A 16,206-nucleotide genomic window follows, 5' to 3' on the forward strand; every position below is an offset into this window, starting at 1 on the left:
TTCGAATGGCTATTGCTTTGCCATGCGCGCGGGCATCGGCGAAAGCAGGTAGAGCGACGCCGCGAACTTGCAGACCAGCGCCGCGCCGCTCACGAAGGCGCCGGCGGGGAAGACATGCCATTGCATCGCGAGCGTCGGCGCGACGAGCGCGACGGCGAGAAAGCCGAGCGCCACGGTGAGCCAGCGCGCCCATTGCAAGCGCGACGCGACGCAGATGTAGAGCAGGCCAACCAGCACGCGCGACGCGATCGATGCCGCGAGCGGATGACTCGACGCTTCGCCAGGCAGCCCGATGGCGAGCGTGAGCGCGAACTCGGTCCACGACAATGCGTAGGCCGCGCCGAGGCACGCAATCGCCGACGTGAAACGCTGCTCGGGCGTCACGACATGCCGCGCCGCCGGCTCGATCTGAGCTGCTTCGTCCGGCTCGTGCTCGTACTCGTCGTAGGCGTGGATCGTGGTCATCTGGCCTTCCCCCGTTTATCGATTCTAGTCCCCGAATCGCATTTGCTGCGATGCGGCGTGTTCGTTGGCGATCCCAAAGCGCATACGCCGTGCCAGGTCCGAGGCATGCGTGTTGCTTCATACGACAACGATAAACGACGACCAGGAACCGACATGAGCCAAAAGGAACACAAGGAACAAAACCCTCATTCCGAACGGGACGAAGAAGATGTCGACAAGGCGGTCGAAGACACCTTTCCCGCAAGTGATCCGCCCGCGACGGGCGGCGTGACGCGCATCGAAACCGATGACGAGAAGAAAGAAAAGAAGTGACGTGAAAGCGTCATGAAGTACAAAGAGCCGCATACTCCAATGCGGCTCTTTCGTTATGCAGACATGCGCCGCATTCAACTGCGCTCCAGCTCGATCAGTCGCGAAGGCCGCAGATGATTGAGCGCGTAGTGCTTGCGGCCGCGCAACGTGTGACCGTGAGGGTCGCGTCCTTCGTAGCGCACCTTGTCTTCGACCTCGGGCACCGTCGGCGCGACCATGCCGCGATCGATCAGGCGATACCCGCGCTCGAGCGCGACCAGCACGCCATTGCGGCCCGGACGGCTGTCGAAGCCGCCGAGGCCATCGCCCGGCTCGGCCACGTAGTTCACCGTCGTCGCGTTCGAGTTGATGACGGAGTCCGGTTCGCGCGCGAGCATCTCCGCTTCGCGCCGCGCGTGAATGCTTTTGGCATCGGCGTCGACGGTATCGTCGAGCCCGTCGTCGTTGGCCACATCCACGCCGCGCGGCGTCTTCTCGTAGAAGCCTTGCGGTCCGACATGCATGCCCGACTTCGTCGTTTCCGACTTCACGGCGGGGGCCGCGCCCGCACCCGCGTGCGCCTCGCCGCCCGCTGCGGCCTTCATCGCGTCGCTCAGCTTCACATGCGCGGTTTCCGCGGCCGGCGTCTTGATCGGACTATCAGCGGCGCGCTCGTTTTGCTTGTCTTGCGACTCGTTTCCTTCAGCGTTGTTCATCACATGCTCCGTTGGACATGAACTTAACCAAGCCTTCACGCAAAACTCATTCCGGCTATTTGGCGACGGAACCGCGAGCCTTGCAGGAAGGCGCCTTAACGGATACCCAAAATTTCGGGCGCTTTTTTCGGCCCCAAGCCGATGTCCTGCAAGTATTATTTGGAACCTGTCGGCGGCAAAGCGCAACAGGCACGATGCGAACATCAGGAGGGCGCATCTGCCATTGCCGTCGAAGAGCAATGCGATTCGAATGAGCAGGGCACTTTCAGACAGGTGACTCATGCAACACGATGCAGCCTTTTCACATCGAGGCTACCTTTTAAACTGCGCGCCGGCCCGGGCCGGAGATGGCAGCTATCAGCCGTATGTGGTGATCTCGCGAACGAGCGATGGCGAGCTCGTCGCGAACCGCTTTTTCCCGTCCGACTTGCGATTTCGCAGCGAGAACGACGCCATCGCGCACGCGCGCGACTGGGCCGTGCGCTGGATCGACGCAAGCAACATAACGGTGTGAGGGCGATGTCCACATGAAACATCGCGAACACCGACGTACGAACCGCCGCACGGCAGGCTTCCGTAAAACCGGTTACGCTTGATGTTTCACCCGTCGTGCATTAAGCGCGGCGGCCGCTTCTCTCGTTTCATGGCCGACATGCAGAACACGCCCACGCCTGGCGCCGTACCGCCGCTCGATTCTTCCCACGACACGACGCACGACGGTCCGCAGGAATGGGGCCTTGCACGCATCGTCGCGGACTTGCGCCAGTCGCGCGAGGAACTGCATCGCACGCGGCATCCGCTCGGCATACGCGAGTTGCCCTCGCGCGAGGCGATTGTCAGGATCGTCAACGGCCTGCGCTCCGCGCTCTTTCCCACGCATTACGGCGCGCCCGATCTGACCGATGAAAGCGTCGACTATTACGTCGGCCAGACGCTCGAAAGCACCTTGCGTCTGCTGCACGAACAGATCCGCCGCGCGCTGCGCTTCCTGCCCGAACATCGCGATTCGAGCGATGCGGCACTCTCCGCGCAAGCCTTCGCGATCGCGCGGGAATTCGGCGCGCAGTTGCCGCATATCCGCGCGCTTCTCGTCAGCGACATTCAAGCCGCCTTCACGGGCGATCCGGCCGCGCAGCACATCACCGAGATTCTGCTGTGCTATCCGGGCGTATGGGCGATGACGCATCACCGGCTCGCGCACGCGCTGCACAAGCTCGGCGTGCCGCTGCTCGCGCGCTTCATCAACGAGATCGCGCATTCGCTGACCGGCATCGACATTCACCCGGGCGCGACCATCGGGCCGAGCTTCTTCATCGATCACGGCACGGGCGTCGTGATCGGCGAGACAGCGGTGATCGGGCAACACGTGCGCGTCTATCAGGCCGTGACGCTCGGCGCGAAGAGCTTTCCTTCGACGAGCGACGGCGCGCTCGTCAAGGGCAATGCGCGCCATCCGATCGTCGAGGACGATGTGGTCATCTATGCTGGCGCGACGATTCTCGGCCGCGTGACGATCGGCAAAGGCTCGGTCATCGGCGGTAATGTGTGGCTCACGCACAGCGTGCCGCCGGGCAGCAACGTCTCGCAAGGCAAGGTCCGCGAGGGCAGCGGACCGGAAGTGCCAGGTAACGGCTTCGGCGCATGAAGCAACGCATGAAACGACGAAAGGGCCGCGAGGCCCTTTCTCTTTTGCGCGTACTTCTGCGCAGCTTTCTTATGTATTCGACACGCTGAACGCGCTCTGATTGCCGACGATGGAAAGAAACTCGCGGCGTGTCGATGGATCGTCGCGGAACGAGCCGAGCATGCGCGATGTGACCATCGACACGCCCGCCTTATGCACGCCGCGCGTCGACATGCATTGATGCGCGGCCTCGAGGATCACGCCGACGCCGAGCGGCTGCAGCACTTCGTCCAGCGTATCGGCGATCTGCGCGGTCATCTTCTCCTGAATCTGCAGGCGTTTCGCGAAAGCATCGACGAGACGCGCTAGCTTCGAGATGCCGACGACGCGTTTGTTCGGCAGATACGCGACGTGCGCGCGGCCGATGATCGGCACCATGTGGTGCTCGCAATAGCTTTCGAAACGAATGTCCTTCAGGACGATCATTTCGTCATAACCTTGCACTTCTGAAAACGTGCGCGCGAGGATGTCGTGCGGACTCTGCGTATAGCCCGCAAAGAATTCCTCGTACGCGCGCACGACGCGGCCCGGTGTATCGAGCAGGCCTTCGCGGCGCGGGTCGTCGCCCGCCCAGCGCAACAGAACACGCACGGCGGCTTCGGCTTCCTCGCGGGTCGGACGATCGGCTGGTTCAGCAGGCATGTCCGAGCCTGAAAGATGGTTTTTGCGCGGGGCGCTCATCGAAAACTCCTGTCAGTCAATGCAATCAGTGCATTCGGCACCCCGCCATTGTTTCACGTTTCCGAAGACTGATATGAGTGTCAGGTCTTTCCGCCTCCGTCGATGCCCGAACCCGTGCGCCAGACCTGCTTGCCTTCCTCGGTCAGCTGGCCGCTGCTATGGTCCTTGTCGGGCTCCGTGCCGGGCTCGGCCATCGACCCGCCCGGCTGTTCCTGCGACAGCGGCTTCTTGCCCTTGCGCTGCGCGATGCGGTCTTCCTGAGAACGTCCGGCGTAATTGCTCATGTCGCGTCTCCTTTCGAAATGGTGCGATGAAAGGCGCGCAAGCCGCGTTCCAGCCGGACGTTTCAGCGCATGCTCAGCGTATGTTCAGGCAGGCTTGTGCTCGACGCCGCCGAGCACCATCCACGTCACACCGAACTTGTCGGCGACCATGCCGAAGCGTTTCGCGAAGAACGTCTGCGTCATCGGCATCTGCACCTGACCGCCGTTCGAAAGCGCATTGAAGTATTTCTCCGCCTGCTGTTCGTCGTTGGCCGTGAGGGAGAGCGATACGCCCTTGAAATCCGGCTTGCCGCTGCACATGCCATCCGAGCCCATCAGCATGGAATCGCCGATAGTGAACGCCGAATGCATGATCTTGTTTTCGGACCCCGCGGGAATGCCGCATCCGCTGGCCGCTTCGGCCTTGCCGGCTTCGGGGTTTTCGCTGTAACGCATCATCATGACGACTTGCGCGCCTAAATTCTCGCGGTAGAACGTGATCGCTTCTTCGCAGCGGCCTTCGAAAAAAAGATAGGGTTGCACTTGCATGTCTGCTCCTTGGTTCATGCGTTGCGGTTATGACTTCTCGTCGGGGTCCATATCCATCGTGAGCGGCACCGATGCGTGCTCGTGCACCACACGCCAGTCGCCATCGATCTTTCTGAAGCACACGGTGGCGCGCACGATGTCATCCTGCTCGCCCACGGCGACGCGATTGACGGAGTGCGCATAAGCCAGATCGCCGCTCGCGGCGACTTCCACTTCCCGCATCTCGAACGTGAGCGGGCCTTTCATGCTGTCGAACCAGCGCTGCCAGTTCTCGCGGTAATGCTCGACGCCTCGCAGCGACGCGGGCGGCACGACATCGAACACGACGACATCGGCGGCGTAGTGGCTGACGAGCGCGTTCACGTCTTTCGCGAGCACCGCCTGCCGCCACGCTTCGATCAATTCGCGGATGCGCGCGACATCTTCACTCGCCTGCGCACGATCGTTCGACTCCGTCATGATCCGCCTCCTGCTGATTGTCGATTCGTACCGAAGAACACGATGCCGCCGCGTCGTGACAAAGCAACGGCAAGCACCGGGGCGAAACTATTTTTTCGCTTGTGTACACCGTCCACAAAAAGTAGCAGAGATAATGGACAGTGTCCACATGTGAAAACGCCCACGAATAAAAATGACGAATGGCAAGCCGCGCAGCACATACCGACATGGCGATTTGCGACGCGCGCTGATCGAAGCGGGCATCGAACTGGCGCGCGAAGGCGGCCCGGATGCGATCGTGCTGCGCGAAGCCACGCGTCGCGCGGGCGTCGTGCCCAACGCGGCCTATCGCCACTTCGAGAGCCGTCAGGAATTGCTATCGGCGGTGCGTTCCGCGGCGCTGTCGCAGGTTGCGCAGGCGATGGAAGAGGAACTCGCGTCGCGGCCTAAAAAGCGCCGTCGGGCGGACACCGCGCGTGCGGGTCTGCGAGCCATCGGCGCGGGTTATCTGTGTTTCGCGCAGACGGAGACGGGGCTCTTTCGTACGGCATTCGCCGCGCCGCAAGCGGAATGGGCCGAACACGAGGAACCGTACGGCGTAGGACCGAGCGGACTCGATCCGTTTCAGTTGCTGAGCCGTGCGCTGGATGAAATGGTGGAGGCGGGCGCGCTCGACACGAAGCGCCGCCCCGAAGCCGAATATCTCGCGTGGAGCGCGGTGCATGGCTTCGCGTTGCTCGTGATCGAAGGCCCATTGCAAGGATTGACGCGTGCTCAGATCGAACCGCTTGCAAGCCGCTTGCTCGATATGGTCGAAAACGGGCTTTGAAAGATAATCGCGCCGCGTGGAGCGGCGCGACTCGTCTATCTATCGGGTTTCTTCCGCGACTGGTTCCACCACGCTCAGGAGCAGCAGCAGACATAGCGTCGCCGTTCCGACCATATAGAGGAAGACTGCGGTCCAGCTATAGCTGTCGAGCAGGAAGCCGACGGCGAGCGGTGCGCACGCACCGCCGATCTGGCCCACCGAATTCACGATGCCGAACGCCGTCGGATAGGTTGCTTTCGTAGCCAGCCCCATCGGATACGCGGAGTAGCCCGCGAAGCCGATGCCGAGCATCAGGCCCGCCAGCATCAGCGCCGCGCCGAGATACGCGACGCTGTCGGGTGCGTCGATCAGCAGGAAGGTCATGATCATCGTGCCGAGCGCACCGAGCATCATCATCGGCTTGCGGCGGCCGCCGAGCAGGCGATCCGAGATGATGCCGCCCAGCATGTTGCCCGTCACCGCGCCGATGAAAGGCGCCGATGCGAGAAAGCCCATCTTCACCGAAGCGAACCCCTTCACCGTGACGAGATACGTGGGAATCCACGAGATGAAGATATTGCTGATGCCGATCATGCAGCCATAACCCAACGCAATGCCGAAGATATTCCACGAGCCGAACACTTGCCGAATCGTTTCGAGCTGCGGCACGCGCTTCGTGCGATTGATCGCATCCAGGCGGGGCATCGGCGTCATCCGTGCGCGGGCAAATGCCTTGCCGCTGCTGTTGCCGACGGTCGTTTCATCGGCGATATAGCGGCGCTCGGCGGGCGAGCAGAAGCGGTTCTCGCCGGGCGAATTCGTCACGAGGAACAGCCACACGATCGCGAGCACGATGCCCGGCACCGCGAACACATAGAAGATCTCGCGCCATCCCCAAAGCTGGATCACGATGATGCACACCGAAGGCACGATCAACGGCCCAAGCTTCGATGCGGCGATCCACAGGCCTGCGGCCGTGCCTTTTTCCTTCGCGGGAAACCAGCGGTTGATGACGTTCGTGCAGCCGATGCCGAGCGGCCCTTCAGACAAGCCGAGGCCCACGCGATACGCCATCAGCAGAAACACCGACGACGTCGTGCCCATCAGGCCGGTGAAGACCGAGGTGAGAATCATGAAGACGGAAAAGAGCCAGCCCGTCGTCTTTTCGCTGAGTCTTTTATAAAGCAGGCCGACGGGAATCTGCACGAAGCCGTAAGCGAACGAGAACAGGCTCACGATCAGGCCGGCCTCGGTATTGGTGATGTGATATTCCTTCTTCAGATACGGCAGCGCGATGCCGAAGTTGGCGCGATCCGCGCAGGCGATCGCCCAGATGCAGAAGATCAGCCCCATTACGACCCAGCGATGCTTCGTGCGCTTCTCCGCAATGGGCTCTGCTTTTGCGGACCCGATGATGCCGTCGGCGTTGCTCATCGCGAGGCCTCCGTTGCATGGGTTGCTGCATATGAGAGGCGAATGGATGAATAGCGGGTAGGGCGCAGGATCACGCTGTTGTCTCCGATGTCATTTTTAAAGGCTTTATTGTCGATATGCCTTCCGATGCTTCGAATTGTGGGGACGACCCGCAAGAGCGTCCAATCTTTTCTTGCTATTACCTGATTCCCGGATTGAATCGATTCCGCGCGCATTTTCATCGCTTCGATTCGTGGATCAATTGATAGCCTTTTGGGATTGGACGTTATCGGCAAAAGCAGAGATGATCCGCTCCACATCAGAAACCGAATTCCAGGAGCATGCGAATTGAAGCCGAGCATTCTGCAACTGAACCCTATCCTCGTACCGGCCATCAACGAAAAGCTGGACGCACGCTACACGATGCATCGCCTCTTCGAACAGGACGACAAGGACGCCTATATCCGCGAGCACGGCGCATCGATTCGCGGCGTGATCACCGGTGGTCATACGGGCATTTCGAATGATTTGATCGAGCGCCTGCCCGCGTTGCAGGTGATCGCGGTGAACGGCGTCGGCACCGATGCGGTCGACCTCGAATTCGCGCGCTCGCGCGGCCTTCCGGTGACGGGCACGTTCGGCGCATTGACCGAGGATGTGGCCGACCTCGCGATTGGTTTGATCCTCACCGCGTTGCGAGAGATCTGTCCGGGCAATGACTTCGTGAAGACTGGCAAGTGGGTGCAAAACCCGAGCCCGAGCGCGATTCCGTTGTCGCGCAGATTCAGCGGCAAGCGCGTGGGTATCGTGGGACTCGGCAAGGTCGGCCGCGCAATCGCGCAGCGCGCCGCCGCGTTCGCTTGTCCGATCGCTTATACGGACGTGCGAAAGATGGATGACGTCGATTATCGCTTCGCGCCGGATCTTCTTTCGCTCGCACGCGACAGCGACATTCTCGTACTCGCCGCCGCCGCCGATAAAGCGAAGGGCATCGTGAACGCAGCCGTGCTCGACGCGCTGGGCAAGGACGGCTATCTCATCAACATCGCACGCGGCAAGCTCGTGGTCGAAAGCGATCTCGTCGAAGCGCTGTCGCGCGGCGCGATAGCGGGTGCGGGCCTCGATGTCTTCGTCGACGAACCGAATGTGCCGTCCGAATTGTTCGGCATGGATCGCGTGGTGTTGCAGGCGCATCGCGCGAGTGCGACGGTCGAATCGCGCACGGCGATGGGCGAGATGGTGCTCGCGAGTCTCGAGCAAGGGCTTGCTGGTCAGCGCCCCGAAGGCAGTCTGACGACCTGACGCTTGAGCGGTAACACGTCCGGCGCGAACATATAATGATCGGCTATCACTTCAACGTCGATTACGAATGCTCGATCTCGGACAAGTGCGTTGCTTCGTCGCCGCCGCGACGGAGCTGAACTTCAGGCGAGCGGCCGCGCTGCTCAACATGACGCAGCCGCCGCTTTCCCGGCAGATTCATCTGCTCGAAGAAAATCTCGGCGTGAAGCTGTTCGAACGCGTCGGCCGCACGGTCAAGCTGACCACTGAAGGGCGCGTGTTTCTTGCCGACGCGACGCGTCTGCTCAATCTCTCCGAGCAAGCGGAAAGCACGGTGCGGCGCGCGAGCAAAGGCAAGACGGGGCGTGTGCGCATCGGCTTTACGGGCGCCGCGGGTTATGAGCTGATTCCCGAACTGCTGGTCGCCGCGAAGCACGACTTGCCGGATATCGATGTCGTGCTGCTCGAAATGATCTCCGTCGCGCAGATCGAAGGCTTCGAGGCAAACGTCATCGATCTCGGTTTCATGCGGCCATTGCCTTCGCGGCAGAAGGTGGAGTTTCTTCTCGTCGACCGCGAACCGATGATCGTCGCGCTGCCCGCGGGACACGCGTTATCGCGTTTCGAGCAGATCGAGCTGAAGCAATTGCACGAGCTGGCGTTCATCATGCATTCGCCGACGCACGGAAAATACTTCTACGACCGCATCATGAGCATGCTCGTCGCGGATGAAGTGAAGCCGCATTTCACGCAATACATCGATCAGACGCCGACCATCCTGTCTCTCGTTCGCGCGGGTTTGGGCGTGTCGATTCTTCCCGCATCGTCGCAACGGTTTCACTACGACAACGTCGAATTCAGGGAAATTGCCGGCAAACCCGTTCAGGCCGAAATGAGCATGGCGTGGCGTTCCGATCAGGATAATCCCGCCGTCACGGCCTTCCGGCACATGGCGGCGGATTACTTCGCTAAGAGGCGTGCGTGATTGCGCGCGATGTCGCGTCGAGTGCGGCTTTGGCCTTGTCGATGATTTCATCGATCTCGTCATGCGTGATGACGAGCGGCGGCGACAGCAACATGCGATCGTGACTTGCGCGCATCACGAGATTGCCCGCGAAGCAGAAGTCACGGCATAGCGTGCCGATATCGTCGCCATTCGGGAAGCGTTTGCGCGTCGCCCGGTCGGCAGCCAGTTGAATACCTGCGACGAGCCCCGCGCCCACGATCTCGCCGACGATCGGATGATCGCCGAGCACTTCGCGCAAGCGTTGCTGAAAATACGGCCCGACCTCGTTCTTCACGCGCGCGACGATGCCTTCGTCTCGCAACAACTTCAGATTCGCAACCGCAACCGCAGCCGCGACCGGATGCCCCGAATACGTGAAGCCGTGACTGAATTCGCCGTTATTCACGATCGCGTCCGCGATGGCATCGGATAACGCGACCGCGCCCATAGGAACATAGCCGCTCGTGAGGCCTTTGGCCATCGTGATGACGTCCGGCTCGAAGCCGAAGTGCTGGTGCGCGAACCATTCGCCCGTGCGTCCGAATCCGCCGATAACTTCATCGGCGATCAAGAGCACATCATGCTTGCGGCAGATGCGCTCGATCTCGGGCCAATAGCTCGACGGCGGGAAGATCACGCCACCCGCGCCCTGAAACGGCTCGCCGATGAACGCTGCGACGTTGTCTGCGCCGAGTTCCAGAATCTTCTCTTCTAGCTGACGCGCACGCTCGATGCCGAACGTTGCCGCATCCATCGATCCACCTTCGCCGAACCAATACGGCTGATCGATATGCGCGACATGCTCCATCTTCGACGGCATCTGTTCGTGCATATAGCTCATGCCGCCGAGCGTCGCGCCCGCGATGGTCGAGCCGTGATAAGCGTTCCTGCGCGCGATCACATAGCGCTTGTCCGGCTTTCCCTGCACGGCCCAATAGCGATGCACCGCACGCAGAGCCGTATCGTTCGCTTCCGAGCCGCTATTGCAATAGAGAAAGCGGTTGAACGTGTGCGGCGTGAGTTGCGCGAGCAATGCGGATAACTCGATCACCGGCGGATGCGTCGTCTTGAAGAACGTGTTGTAGAAGGGCAGGGTATTCATCTGCGTGAGCGCGGCATCGGCGAGTTCGCGGCGTCCATAACCCACATTGACGCACCACAAGCCCGCCATGCCGTCGATGATGCGGTTGCCCTCCGAATCCCATAGATACACGCCTTCGGCCTTCACGATCACGCGGCTGCCCGCGCGATTCAATGCGCCCATGTCGGAGAACGGATGCAGATGATGCGCGGCGTCGAGCGCGCGGTAATGCGCTGTCGAATCGATTCGATCGTTCATGTCGTCGTCTCCTGATCTCAGACGTGCAGCAGAAGATGCTTGCGTTCCCACGAGCTGATCACGCGGAAGAACGCTTCGTATTCGGTTTCCTTGAGCGCGAGATATGCGCGCACGAACTTCTCGCCGAACATCTCGGCAAGCGGTTCGCACGCGCCCATCAGCGCGAGGCCTTCATCGAGATTGCGCGGCAGTTGATACGGCTGGCGATAGCCGTCGCTCGCCAGCGGCTCGGTCGGTTCGAGATGCTGCGTCATGCCGAGATAGCCGGCGGCCAGTGTCGCTGCGATCGCGAGATACGGATTGCAGTCGACGCCCGGTATGCGGTTCTCGATGCGCCGTGCCTGCGGCGACGCATGCGGCACGCGAAAGCCGACGGTGCGATTGTCATAGCCCCACTGCACGTTGATCGGCGCGGCCATGAAGCGCGATAACCTTCGATACGAATTGATATACGGCGCGAAGATCGGCATGAGCGCGGGCGTGTATTTCTGCAGGCCCGCGATATAGCTATAGAAAAGGCTGGTCGGTTCGCCATCGCGATTGGTGAAGAGATTGCGGCCCGTCTCTTCATCGACGATGCTCTGATGCACGTGCATCGCGGAGCCCGGTTCGTTCTCCATCGGCTTCGCCATGAAGGTCGCGTACATCTTGTGACGCAGCGCCGCTTCACGCACGGTGCGCTTGAAAAGAAACACGCGATCCGCGAGATTGAGCGCATCGCCGTGCATGAAGTTGATCTCCATCTGCGCCGCGCCGACTTCGTGAATCAGCGTATCGACTTCGAGCTCCTGCACCTCGCAGTATTCATAGATATCTTCGAAGAGCGGATCGAACTCGTTGACCGCATCGATCGAATAGGCCTGGCGGCCCGTCTCCGCGCGCCCCGTTCTGCCTACGGGCGGCTGCAAGGGCAAATCCGGATCGCGATTCACGTCGACCAGAAAGAACTCCAGTTCGGGCGCGACCACAGGCCGCCAGCCCTTCGCCGTGTATTTCTGAAGCACTTCGCGCAGCACGCGGCGCGGCGAAATCGCGACGGGCGTGCCATCGAAGTGCACGCAATCATGGATGACCTGCGCGGTCGGATCGGTGGCCCATGGAATCAGGCGGATCGTCGCGGGATCGGGCACGCAGATCATGTCGGGATCGGTGACGCCGGTGAAGCTGCCGTCGTGGGGATAGTCGCCCGTGACGGTCTGAATCATCACGGCTTGCGGCAGGCGCATCGATTCGCCCGACTCGAACTTGCTGCGCGGAATGATCTTGCCGCGCGCGGTGCCGGCCATGTCGGGAATGATCGCTTCAATCTCGGTGATGCGATGTTTTCGCAGGAATTCGTCGATGCGTTCCATTTTCGTTCTCGTGGTTCGAACAGGCGCACGCTTCCACGGCCTTCGCGATGGATCGCAAAAGCGCACGCATTTACGCGTGACGATGCACGCGCGGGATCAGTCAGTCAGCGAAGAAAAATGGAAGAGGCGCTACGGCAGCAGCGAAGCCGCGCCGACGCAATCCACGGCGATGAACGCACGCGCGGACAGGACGTTGCGACGCCGCACCGAGCGGCGGGAGAGGACGGTCAGAACCGAAAGGAAGCGGCGATCGGGAGTCTTGCCGCAGCGATCGGCGCAGGAGCGGCGTAGGCTCCGACGTGCCAGAGGGCTTTGGACTTTCACGATAACACTCGTTTGGCGAGTTGATTTGCAGGGCAACAGCGCACCATTGCCCTTCGACGAGCATATACGGAACATAAACGCCGTCAATACGGTTTTTCCATGCCGCTCGCGCGCGGCTATTTTGTCGCGCAAGAAGCCCGTTGCCCGATTCATCGATAATGTCGGCTCTCTCAGCCGAAACAGCCATAGAGCCCGATGCTCTCCAACCTGCTCGTCCAACTCGTCAACGGCCTCGCCGATGCCTGTGCGCTCTTTCTCGTCGCCTCCGGGCTGTCGCTGATCTTCGGCGTCACGCGCATCGTCAACTTCGCGCATGGCTCGCTCTATATGCTCGGCGTGTATGTCGCGTATAGCCTCACCAGCCGTTTCGGCGATGGCGTCGCGGGCTTCTGGGCGTCGATCGTCGGGGCGGCGCTCGTCGTCGGCGTGCTCGGCGCGGCGATCGAAGTCAGCGTACTGAGGCGCATCTATCGCGCGCCCGAGCTGTTTCATCTGCTCGCCACGTTCGCGCTCGTGCTGATCATTCGCGATGCCGCGCTCTATGTGTGGGGACCGGAAGATCTGTTCGGCCCGCGCGCGCCGCATCTCGAAGGCGCCGTGCAACTGCTCGGTCATGCATTGCCTGCTTATGATCTTGCGCTGATCGTCATCGGTCCACTCGTGCTGCTCGCGCTCTGGTATGCGCTCACACGCACGCGCTGGGGCACGCTCGTGCGCGCGGCGAGCGCGGATCGCGAGATGCTCGGCGCGCTCGGGGTCAATCAGTCGTGGCTTTTCACCGGCGTATTCTTCGTCGGCGCATTGCTTGCGGGACTCGGTGGCGCGCTTCAGGTGCCGCGCATGTCGGCGAATCTTTCGCTCGATCTGGAGACCATCGGCAATGCGTTCGTCGTCGTTGTCGTCGGCGGCATGGGCTCGATTCCGGGTGCGTTCGTCGCGGCGTTGCTCATCGCCGAGATCAAGGCGATGTGCATCGGCATCGGACATGTTTCGATCGGGGGCATCGACTTCTCGTTGTCGAAGTTCACGCTCGTCGCGGAATTCGTCGTGATGGCCGTCGTGCTCGTATTGCGTCCTTGGGGACTTTTCGGCCGCCCGCAATCGATCGCGCGTTCGGCCGCGCCCGCCGATCAGCCCATGCGTGCCGCCACGCGCAACATGAAGATCGCAGCGGGCGCGCTCGTGATCGCGCTGGCGCTCGCGCCGCTTTTCGCCGATGCGTTTCCGTACATGCCCGTGCTTTTCGTCGAGATCATGATCGCGGTGCTGTTCGCCGCGAGCCTGCACTTCATCATGGGACCGGGCGGCATGCACTCGTTCGGTCACGCGGCGTACTTCGGTCTCGGCGCATACGGCGCGGCGCTCTTTCTCAAGGTCTTCGCGCTGCCGATGGAAGCCGCACTTGTACTCGGACCGCTGATCGCGGGCATCGGCGCGATCGTATTCGGCTGGTTCTGCGTGCGTTTGTCGGGCGTTTATCTCGCGATGCTCACGCTCGCGTTCGCGCAGATCGTCTGGTCGGTCGTCTTTCAATGGGATGCGGTGACGGGCGGCAGCAACGGCATCTTGGGCATCTGGCCGTCGCCGTGGCTGGCATCGCCCGTCGCGTTCTATTACCTCACGCTCGGCTTGACGGTGATCGGCGTGTGGCTTCTGCGTCGCATGCTCTTCTCGCCGCTCGGACTCGCGATGCGCGCGGGCCGCGATTCGCCGTTGCGCGCGGAAGCCATCGGCATGAACGTCGCGCGCGTGCAGTGGGCGGCCTTCGTCGTCGCGTCGCTCGTATGCGGGCTCGCGGGATCGCTCTATGCTTTCTCGAAGGGCAATATCTCGCCAGAAGTGATCAGCGTGGGCCGCTCCGTCGATGGTCTCGTGATGGTCCTGCTCGGCGGCATCCAGACGCTCGCCGGGCCGATCGTCGGCGCGAGCGTATTCACGTGGCTGCAGGATGCCGTCGCGCGTCAGACGGATTACTGGCAAGCGCTGCTCGGTGCCGCGATCCTCGTGCTCGTCATCGCTTTTCCGCAGGGCATTGCGGGCTTCGTGCGCGATCGCTTCGTCAGGGAGGCGCAATGACGCTGCTGTCCGTCGCGCATCTCTCGAAGTCCTTCGACGGCGTGCAGGCCGTCGACGATGTGTCTTTCGATCTCGAAGCAGGGCAGTTGCTCGCGCTGATCGGCCCGAACGGCGCGGGCAAATCGACATGCTTCAACATGATCAACGGACAATTGAAACCGAACGCGGGCTCGATCCGTTTCGACGGTCACGATATCGCAGGCATGCGTCCGCGCGATATCTGGCGTCTCGGCGTCGGCCGCACGTTCCAGATCGCTGCGACCTTCAATTCGATGACCGTGCTCGAAAACGTGCAGATGGCTTTGCTGTCGCGCGAGCGGCGCATCTACGGTCTGTTCAGGCGCGTCGCGTCATGGAAGGAAGAGGAAGCGATGGCGTTGCTCGATCTCGTCGGCATGACGGCGCATGCGCAGCGCAGTTGCGCGGTGCTCGCGTATGGCGATGTGAAGCGCGTCGAACTGGCCATCGCGCTCGCGAATGATCCCAGGCTGTTGTTGATGGACGAACCGACCGCCGGCATGGCGCCGCAGGAACGCAACGAACTCATGTCGCTCACCGCACGTCTCGCGAAGGAGCGCGGCATCGGCGTGCTGTTCACGGAACACAGCATGGACGTGGTGTTTTCGCATGCAGACAAACTGATCGTGCTCGCACGCGGCCGGCTCATCGCAGAAGGCGATGCCGAAGCGATCCGCAACGATGCGCGCGTGCGCGAGGTCTATCTCGGCACGGGCGCATCGTTCGCGCCGCGCGCGGTGCTGAACGCGGGAGCATCGTCATGACGCTCCTGAAAGTGGAAGCACTGAATGCGTTCTATGGCCGCGCGCACATCCTGTTCGATGTCGGCTTCGAAGTCGGGCGCGGCGAAGTCGTCGCGCTGATGGGCCGCAACGGCGCGGGCAAGTCCACGACGATGAAAGCCGTGATGGGTCTGTTGCCGCGCATCTCGGGCACGGTGTCGTTCATGGGCGAGAGCATCGCGGGCATGGCGCCGTATCGCATCGCGCGAAAGGGTTTGGGTTATGTGCCCGAAGATCGCCGCGTGTTCGGCGATCTGACGGTGACGGAGAATCTCGATACAGGCCGCCAGCCGCCGCGCGATGGCGCGCCGCTGTGGACGCCCGACAAGCTCTTTCGCGTGTTTCCGAATCTCGGCGAGATGCGCGACCGTCGCGCGAGCCGTATGAGCGGCGGCGAGCAGCAAATGCTCACCGTGTCGCGCACGCTGATGGGCAATCCGCGCCTTGTGCTGCTCGACGAGCCATCGGAAGGCGTTGCGCCGGTGATTGTCGAGCAGATGGCCGATATGATTCTCGAATTGAAGCGCGAAGGCCTGTCGATCCTGCTGTCGGAGCAGAACCTGCATTTCGCGGAGCTCGTCAGCGACCGGGTCTATGTGCTTGAAAAAGGCCAGATACGCTACGAAGGCGCGATGAATGCATTCGCAAGCGACGACGCCGCGCGCCGCGAATTTCTTGGCGTGTGAACGAATCGAATCCAATCCAAACAGAAAGGACAGT

19 protein-coding genes are annotated in these 16,206 nt (G+C 61.8%); 9 read left to right on the forward strand and 10 right to left on the reverse strand.

The features are described 5' to 3' along the window. Positions 1–9: 9 nt before the first annotated feature. Positions 10–465 (reverse strand): hypothetical protein, encoded by a 456-nt coding sequence (locus tag AWB74_RS29670; RefSeq protein ID WP_061150210.1) that lies wholly within the window; start codon positions 463–465, stop codon positions 10–12. Between the two features lie 105 nt (positions 466–570). On the opposite strand from AWB74_RS29670, the gene AWB74_RS45795 reads away from it, so the two are divergent. Further along, the gene (locus AWB74_RS45795; protein ID WP_143749326.1) at positions 571–777 is read left to right on the forward strand and encodes a hypothetical protein; all 207 of its coding nucleotides are present in this window, start codon (positions 571–573) and stop codon (positions 775–777) included. Positions 778–851: 74 nt separating this feature from the next. On the opposite strand, the gene AWB74_RS29675 is transcribed toward AWB74_RS45795, so the two are convergent. Beyond that, a complete protein-coding gene (locus AWB74_RS29675) occupies positions 852–1,472 on the reverse strand; it encodes a DUF3005 domain-containing protein (RefSeq protein ID WP_061150211.1) in 621 nt (206 codons plus the stop codon). Positions 1,473–1,752: 280 nt separating this feature from the next. Between AWB74_RS29675 and AWB74_RS29680 the strand changes: the two genes are divergently transcribed. Together AWB74_RS29680 and epsC are read left to right on the forward strand one after the other, a co-directional pair. Beyond that, a complete protein-coding gene (locus tag AWB74_RS29680; RefSeq protein WP_061150212.1) occupies positions 1,753–1,986 on the forward strand; it encodes a hypothetical protein in 234 nt (77 codons plus the stop codon). 129 nt (positions 1,987–2,115) lie between these two features. Beyond that, positions 2,116–3,117 carry a serine O-acetyltransferase EpsC gene (gene epsC, locus AWB74_RS29685; RefSeq protein WP_235024722.1) on the forward strand — a complete coding sequence of 334 codons (1,002 nt, stop codon included), beginning with the start codon at positions 2,116–2,118 and terminating at the stop codon, positions 3,115–3,117. 69 nt (positions 3,118–3,186) lie between these two features. On the opposite strand, the gene folE is transcribed toward epsC, so the two are convergent. The 4 genes from folE to AWB74_RS29705 form a co-directional block, all read right to left on the reverse strand. Beyond that, complete coding sequence (folE, locus tag AWB74_RS29690) at positions 3,187–3,837, reverse strand: GTP cyclohydrolase I FolE (RefSeq protein ID WP_061124987.1); 651 nt, start codon at positions 3,835–3,837, stop codon at positions 3,187–3,189. Positions 3,838–3,917: 80 nt separating this feature from the next. Beyond that, positions 3,918–4,121, reverse strand: a complete 204-nt coding sequence (locus tag AWB74_RS29695) for a hypothetical protein (RefSeq protein WP_061150213.1) — start codon at positions 4,119–4,121, stop codon at positions 3,918–3,920. Positions 4,122–4,205: 84 nt separating this feature from the next. Continuing rightward, on the reverse strand, positions 4,206–4,649 hold the full coding sequence (locus AWB74_RS29700; RefSeq protein ID WP_061150214.1) for a VOC family protein: 444 nt from the start codon (positions 4,647–4,649) through the stop codon (positions 4,206–4,208). Between the two features lie 27 nt (positions 4,650–4,676). Further along, on the reverse strand, positions 4,677–5,108 hold the full coding sequence (locus tag AWB74_RS29705; protein WP_061150215.1) for a YybH family protein: 432 nt from the start codon (positions 5,106–5,108) through the stop codon (positions 4,677–4,679). A 172-nt stretch (positions 5,109–5,280) separates the two neighbouring features. Here AWB74_RS29705 and AWB74_RS29710 point away from each other — a divergent pair, with 172 nt between their 5' ends. After that, entirely contained in the window at positions 5,281–5,916 is a 636-nt protein-coding gene (locus AWB74_RS29710) for a TetR/AcrR family transcriptional regulator (RefSeq protein WP_061150216.1), read from the forward strand. A gap of 39 nt (positions 5,917–5,955) precedes the next feature. Here AWB74_RS29710 and AWB74_RS29715 read toward each other — a convergent pair whose 3' ends face one another. Next, positions 5,956–7,329: an MFS transporter gene (locus AWB74_RS29715; protein WP_061150217.1), complete on the reverse strand. Its 1,374-nt coding sequence runs from the start codon at positions 7,327–7,329 to the stop codon at positions 5,956–5,958. Positions 7,330–7,656: 327 nt separating this feature from the next. On the opposite strand from AWB74_RS29715, the gene AWB74_RS29720 reads away from it, so the two are divergent. Continuing rightward, the gene (locus AWB74_RS29720; RefSeq protein ID WP_061150218.1) at positions 7,657–8,610 is read left to right on the forward strand and encodes a 2-hydroxyacid dehydrogenase; all 954 of its coding nucleotides are present in this window, start codon (positions 7,657–7,659) and stop codon (positions 8,608–8,610) included. Between the two features lie 67 nt (positions 8,611–8,677). Further along, entirely contained in the window at positions 8,678–9,574 is an 897-nt protein-coding gene (locus AWB74_RS29725; RefSeq protein ID WP_061150219.1) for a LysR family transcriptional regulator, read from the forward strand. Here AWB74_RS29725 and AWB74_RS29730 read toward each other — a convergent pair. The 3 genes from AWB74_RS29730 to AWB74_RS29740 form a co-directional block, all read right to left on the reverse strand. Continuing rightward, positions 9,558–10,934, reverse strand: a complete 1,377-nt coding sequence (locus AWB74_RS29730) for an aspartate aminotransferase family protein (protein WP_061150220.1) — start codon at positions 10,932–10,934, stop codon at positions 9,558–9,560. The two genes, AWB74_RS29725 and AWB74_RS29730, sit on opposite strands and share 17 nt — an antisense overlap. A gap of 17 nt (positions 10,935–10,951) precedes the next feature. After that, on the reverse strand, positions 10,952–12,286 hold the full coding sequence (locus AWB74_RS29735) for a glutamine synthetase family protein (protein ID WP_061150221.1): 1,335 nt from the start codon (positions 12,284–12,286) through the stop codon (positions 10,952–10,954). Positions 12,287–12,415: 129 nt separating this feature from the next. Beyond that, positions 12,416–12,763: a hypothetical protein gene (locus AWB74_RS29740; protein ID WP_407642483.1), complete on the reverse strand. Its 348-nt coding sequence runs from the start codon at positions 12,761–12,763 to the stop codon at positions 12,416–12,418. 42 nt (positions 12,764–12,805) lie between these two features. Here AWB74_RS29740 and AWB74_RS29745 point away from each other — a divergent pair, with 42 nt between their 5' ends. The 3 genes from AWB74_RS29745 to AWB74_RS29755 are packed head-to-tail and all read left to right on the forward strand — an operon-like array spanning position 12,806 to position 16,172. Further along, positions 12,806–14,686: an ABC transporter permease gene (locus tag AWB74_RS29745; RefSeq protein WP_061150222.1), complete on the forward strand. Its 1,881-nt coding sequence runs from the start codon at positions 12,806–12,808 to the stop codon at positions 14,684–14,686. Further along, positions 14,683–15,468, forward strand: coding sequence for an ABC transporter ATP-binding protein (locus AWB74_RS29750; protein WP_061150223.1), 786 nt, complete (start codon positions 14,683–14,685; stop codon positions 15,466–15,468). Before AWB74_RS29745 ends, AWB74_RS29750 begins: the two co-directional genes overlap by 4 nt. Continuing rightward, positions 15,465–16,172, forward strand: a complete 708-nt coding sequence (locus tag AWB74_RS29755; protein ID WP_061150224.1) for an ABC transporter ATP-binding protein — start codon at positions 15,465–15,467, stop codon at positions 16,170–16,172. The genes AWB74_RS29750 and AWB74_RS29755 overlap by 4 nt, the downstream gene beginning before the upstream one ends. Positions 16,173–16,206 lie beyond the last annotated feature (34 nt).

The sequence above is a fragment of the Caballeronia arvi genome (assembly GCF_001544695.2).
In the GTDB taxonomy this organism is placed as follows: domain Bacteria; phylum Pseudomonadota; class Gammaproteobacteria; order Burkholderiales; family Burkholderiaceae; genus Caballeronia; species Caballeronia arvi.